The sequence below is a fragment of the Microbacterium sp. CPCC 204701 genome (assembly GCF_004010105.1).
GTDB lineage: Bacteria > Actinomycetota > Actinomycetes > Actinomycetales > Microbacteriaceae > Microbacterium.
The window spans coordinates 1-4,817 of sequence record NZ_RRYE01000237.1 but is presented as its reverse complement, the minus strand read 5'-3'; the positions used below and the strand labels follow the sequence as shown (position 1 = coordinate 4,817).

The following is a 4,817-nucleotide window of genomic DNA, read 5'->3' as shown; positions in this document are numbered from 1 at the left end:
CGGCGGCGTCGGCCGGCGTGAACACGTGGGCTCCGGGCGACGGGTACCCCGTGTAGTACGCGTTCCAGTCGGGTGATCCGTCGGGAAGCATCGGCAGGGGTGTCGCACCGTCGACATACGTCGGCCACGGGAGCAGCTCCTGCGTCGCGGGCTCCGGGGCCGCGGGCGGCGCCGGTGCGTACCCCTGAGCCTGTGCGTGCGCGTTGGCAGGCGCGTACGGGCCGGCGGGGATGGCCCCCTGCGCGTAGCCGTACGACACGGGCTGGGGCTGCGGCTTCTTCGGTGCGAAGAGAAGGTTCACCAGCGGGATCACGGCGGTGCCGACGGCGGCGAGGATCGCTACGGCCACCACGATGCGCCAGTAGATCTCGGGGAGGTCGAGCCACTCGCCGAACGCGAGCGGGATGACCAGCAAGGCGGCGAGCGCGACCACGAGGGTGATCGTGAGGATCGCGACGATACGTGTGAACGCTGTGTCGTAGCGCTGGAACGCCTTCATGTAGAGGCGGATGTGGAGGAGCATCAGCTGCAGGATGAGCACGATCAGGAGGAATTGGATGAAGCGCGAGAACCCGAGCCACGGGTAGCGCTCCGGCATCCAGATCATGACGGCTCCGAGGATGAGCGTGACGATCCACGTCGCCATGCTCGCCAGCGCGAACCACGCCGGGCGGCGCGGCGCGAGGTGGGCATCGAGGATCGCTGCGCCGGCGAACGCCGCGAGCAGCAGGATCGTGAGGAACGCGCGCCCGACGATGTCGTTCTGGTCGCCGACCAGCACCCAGATGACGCAGACGATCGCCGCGGCGATCAGTGCGCCGATCGCCACCCAGATGGCGGCGCGAAGCCACGACGCAGCGCGTGGGGAATGGGTGGATGCGTACGGGTCGGGCGCGGTCATGGCGTTCCTCTCGTGTCGCGGATGGATCCGCACGCCCATCCTGGCATGCGGCGGAGTTCCGCCGGAACGTCTCGGACGCGTGCCCGTGGACACGACACGACGACGCCGCCGTGGGGAGGAGCGGAGACGGCCCCAGCGGCTCGCCTCCGCTCCCGCCCTCATCCGGCGGCGACGGCGATCTCGTTGGGAGTGACCTCGAGAGTCGCCGACACGATCACGTCTCCGGTGGTGAGGTCGACCGCGTGGATCCGGTTCGAAGCCGGCTCCGTGACATACGCGATGTCGCCGGCGACGACGATCGCGGGGTGCGGGTCCTGCCATTCGACCGGGCTCTCCCAGGGCTCCACGACCGGGAAGGCGTCGACCAGCTCGCCGGCCTCGGGGTCGAACACATGCACCGCTCCATCGGCAGACATGATGTACGCGAGGTCGCCGGGTCCACGCGCGATGTCGCGGAAGGTGTACTCGACGCCGTCGGGGAGGTCGACGACCTCGAGCGTGGCCGCCTCGGTGTCGATGACCGCGACGGCTCCGAGGAGGTAGCCCTCGGCATCCGGATCGCTCTTGTAGTCGCCGACCACGAGCGGACTCGTCTCGCTGACGTAGGCGTTGCCCATGCGGCCGTACGGCTGGTCGGGAGCGTCGAGCTTCACGATCTCGCCGCCGCGGTAGAGCAGCGCGCCGTTCTCGCAGCCGAAGACGACGGCCTCGGCTGCGGCGGTGCCCTCCCCGTGCACGCCGGGGCACTGGTCGCTCTGGGCGATCACCTCGCCGGCTTCGTTCTGCACGACGATCCCGTTGCGACCGTCGGCGTTGCCGACGGTCGTGAGGAACGTGCCGTCCTCGAGCACGACCGACACGCCGTGGTGCGCCTCGACGCCGTCGATCGTCTCGGTCTCGGGCAGTCCACCCTCGCCCGTCGCGAGGTCGGACGTCTCGAAGATCGTGGTGTCGCTCGTGCCGTCGGCGTACAGGATCGTCTTGCCGCCGTGGCGGACGACGTGCCCAGGTGCGTCGGCCTCGAAGACGAGGTCGGTCAGCAGGGGATCCTCGGTGGTGCCCGCTGCCGTGTCGAGCACCTGGAAGCCCTCGCTCATCGTCACCATGACGTGACGATCGTCCCCGGCGGAGTTGAGTCGGGTGAACTCCTCACTGTCGAGGTCGGCGATCGTCTCGAGGGTGGTGCCGTCGAGGACGAGGATGCCACCCTCGTATGAGATGGCGACTCGCGGGCCGGCCGCAGCCTCCGACGGCGCGGAAGGTGCGGCATCCGTCGATCCCGCGGGTGTGGACGAGCAGGCCGCCAGAGCGGCGACAGCACCGACCGCGGCGACCGCCAGACCGGCGCGGCGCAACGTGCGTATGCGCATGGGAGTGTCCTCTTTCTTGGTGGTGGGTCTCACGAGGAGAGCCCGGTGGCGATGCGCTCCGTGTTGACGCGCATCATGGTCAGGTAGGTGTCGGCGCCGCCACCCGGCTCGGTGAGCGATTCGGTGTACAGCTCCACGACGTCGACGTGGACATCGGCCTCCTCGGCGAGCGCCTGCATGAGGCGGTCCGGCGACGACGACTCCGCGAAGATCGCGGGCACGCTCGTCTCTTCGATCGCCGTGACGAGTCCGGCGAGGTCGGATGCGCTGGGCGCGGCGAGGGTCGTGCCGCCCGGGATCACCGCGCCGATGACGCGGAAGTCGAAGCGCTCCGCGAGGTAGCCGAAGACATGGTGGTTCGTCACGAGCGCCCGGCGTGCGTCGGGAATGGCGGCGAACGCCTCGGTCATCTCGGCCTCGAGGGCGGCGAGCTCGTCGCGGTAGCCGGCGGCGTTCGCGGCGATCACGTCGCCATCCACGCCCGGCACCCGCGAGAGGGCCGGCGCGAGCGCCTCGACGACGTCGATCATCCGCGTCGGGTCGGTCCAGAAGTGCGGATCGGGCACGCCGGCGGCGTCGCCCTCCTGGTAGTCGAGGACGTCGATCACATCGCCCGCGACGAACCTGTCGACACCGTCGGCGGCAGCCGCGTCGAGGTGCCGCTGCAGACCCTCCTCGAGTGCGAGCCCGTTCGAGACGACGAGGCTCGCCGAACGCAGTCGGGCCGCCTCCCGAGCCGAGATCTCGAACGAATGGGGGTCGGCGTTGGGGCGCATCAGCGTCATCACGTCGGCCTCGTCGCCAACGAGCTCCGCGACGACGTCGCCGAGGATGTTGGTCGACACCGCGACGAGCGGCCGGTCGCCGGATGCCGGGGCGCACGCTGCGAGCGCGGCCACGAACATCGTGATCGCGAGCGCCGGGATCAGCCGTCGCGTCATCGCCCCGTCCCTGCCACGAACACGGGGGCGGTGGGAGTCTCGAACTCCCGCGCGATGCGCGCCCCATCGGCGAAGTCGATCTCGTACAGGCGCCGCTCCGCGGGCGCATTGAGGTACGCGCGCTGCTGATCGGCGATGAGCAGCGGACCGCCCGCTCCGGTGGCGAGCGACTCCGCGACGAGCGGAGCAGTCGTGGAGAGCACCGCGCCCGTCGCACCGTCGAGTACCAGCACCCGGCCGTCCTCCGCCAGGGCGAGCACGTGCTGCGCTTCATCATCGACAGCGGTGACCTGCACGAGCGCGGCAGGCGCGGGCAGCAGCGTCCAGGTGCGCTGCCGCGTGTCGAGCAGCCAGATCCCGGCGTCTCCGGCGAGGGCTGCGACCGTCGGTCGCCCCTCGCGGTTGGCGAACGCCGTCGCCGGCGGCGCGGTCGTGCCTGCGGGGTAGGCGATCCGCTCGAGCACGACCTCGCCGTCCTCGACCGTCGCGAGTAGCGCGCCGTCGGCGCAGCCGATGACCGCGCCCACGCGCGTGGTGAGGGTTCCGCGGGCGTCGGCGCACTCCGCCGACGCCCCGGGCACCGGCATCCCCTCTCGGTCGTGGACGACGACGGTCTCGGCGACACCGACCCGCGGCTCGGTGACGAGCGCGAACGATCCGACCGGCACGACCAGCCCGTCGTGCGGCTCGACCTCGAGGCGGAAGAGCTCGGCGATCTCGCCCCTCGACAGGGCTTCGGTGTCGAGCAGCACGGCCTCGCCCGTGCCTGCGAAGAACACGCCGGTGCCCCCGGTGGTCGACGAGTTGGTGGTCGCGACCGTCGCCGGCCCCTCCCCGCGCACGATCCCGACGATGCGCGGCTCTGCGACGTAGTAGTGGAAGTGGTCGACGTGGTCCCAGGTCCAGCGCCCGCTGTCTACCACGGTGACGCCGTCGGGGCCGGCTGCGAACAGGTAGCGGCCGTCGCCCGTCACGGTCGAGGGCGGCGCGACCGCTCCGAGGTCGGTGACCTCCTCGCCGAGCAGATCGAGGTGGCGCAGGCTGCCCTCCGGGTCGACGGTCGTCAGCCCGAGCGGCGGCTCGCTCACCTCCGCCGCACCGTCGATGCGACCGTGATCTTCGTCCGATGGCGTCGCGGCGGGTGAGTCGGCTGTGGCACCGGCGCATCCGGCGAGCGCGACGAGCAGCAGCCCGAGGGCGAGGACGGCGGGGGCGGAGCGGAACACGGGGTCCTTTCGTTGAGAGAAGGCGGCGCGATTCAGGCGGTGGCGGGCGTCGGTGTGCCGAGACCGTCGCGAGCGGCGCGCAGCGCCCACGACAGGCCGGCCAGGCCGATCGCAGCCAGTGCGATGGAAGCGCCCGCCGCAGTCCCCGCGTGCCACGAGAGAAGCAGGCCGGCCGTGACCGCGATGACGCCCAGCGCGCTCGCGAGGAGCATTCTCGAGGGGATGCGCGAGGTCCACTGCGCGGCCGCGACGGCGGGTGCGAGGAGCAGCCCGACCACGAGCAGCGATCCGACGGCCTGGTAGGACGCGACGATCGCGAGAGTCACCATCGCGACGAGTGCCGCCTGTGCCGCTCGGGGCGCGAGCCCCAGCACCGCCG

The 4,817-nt window shown here is 71.4% G+C and carries 5 protein-coding genes; all 5 read right to left on the bottom strand.

Annotated elements, in window-relative coordinates; genetic code table 11:
• On the bottom strand, positions 1-901 hold a 901-nt coding region (locus EIO58_RS12805), incomplete at its 3' end, for a hypothetical protein (RefSeq protein ID WP_127819863.1).
• 158 nt (positions 902-1,059) lie between these two features.
• On the bottom strand, positions 1,060-2,271 hold the full coding sequence (aztD, locus tag EIO58_RS12800; RefSeq protein WP_205789260.1) for a zinc metallochaperone AztD: 1,212 nt from the start codon (positions 2,269-2,271) through the stop codon (positions 1,060-1,062).
• Between the two features lie 29 nt (positions 2,272-2,300).
• Complete coding sequence (gene aztC / locus EIO58_RS12795) at positions 2,301-3,212, bottom strand: zinc ABC transporter substrate-binding protein AztC (RefSeq protein WP_127819862.1); 912 nt, start codon at positions 3,210-3,212, stop codon at positions 2,301-2,303.
• On the bottom strand, positions 3,209-4,438 hold the full coding sequence (locus EIO58_RS12790) for an ABC transporter (protein WP_127819861.1): 1,230 nt from the start codon (positions 4,436-4,438) through the stop codon (positions 3,209-3,211). Before EIO58_RS12790 ends, aztC begins: the two co-directional genes overlap by 4 nt.
• A 32-nt stretch (positions 4,439-4,470) precedes the next feature.
• The coding region (locus tag EIO58_RS12785) for a metal ABC transporter permease (RefSeq protein ID WP_205789259.1) at positions 4,471-4,817 on the bottom strand (347 nt) is incomplete at its 5' end.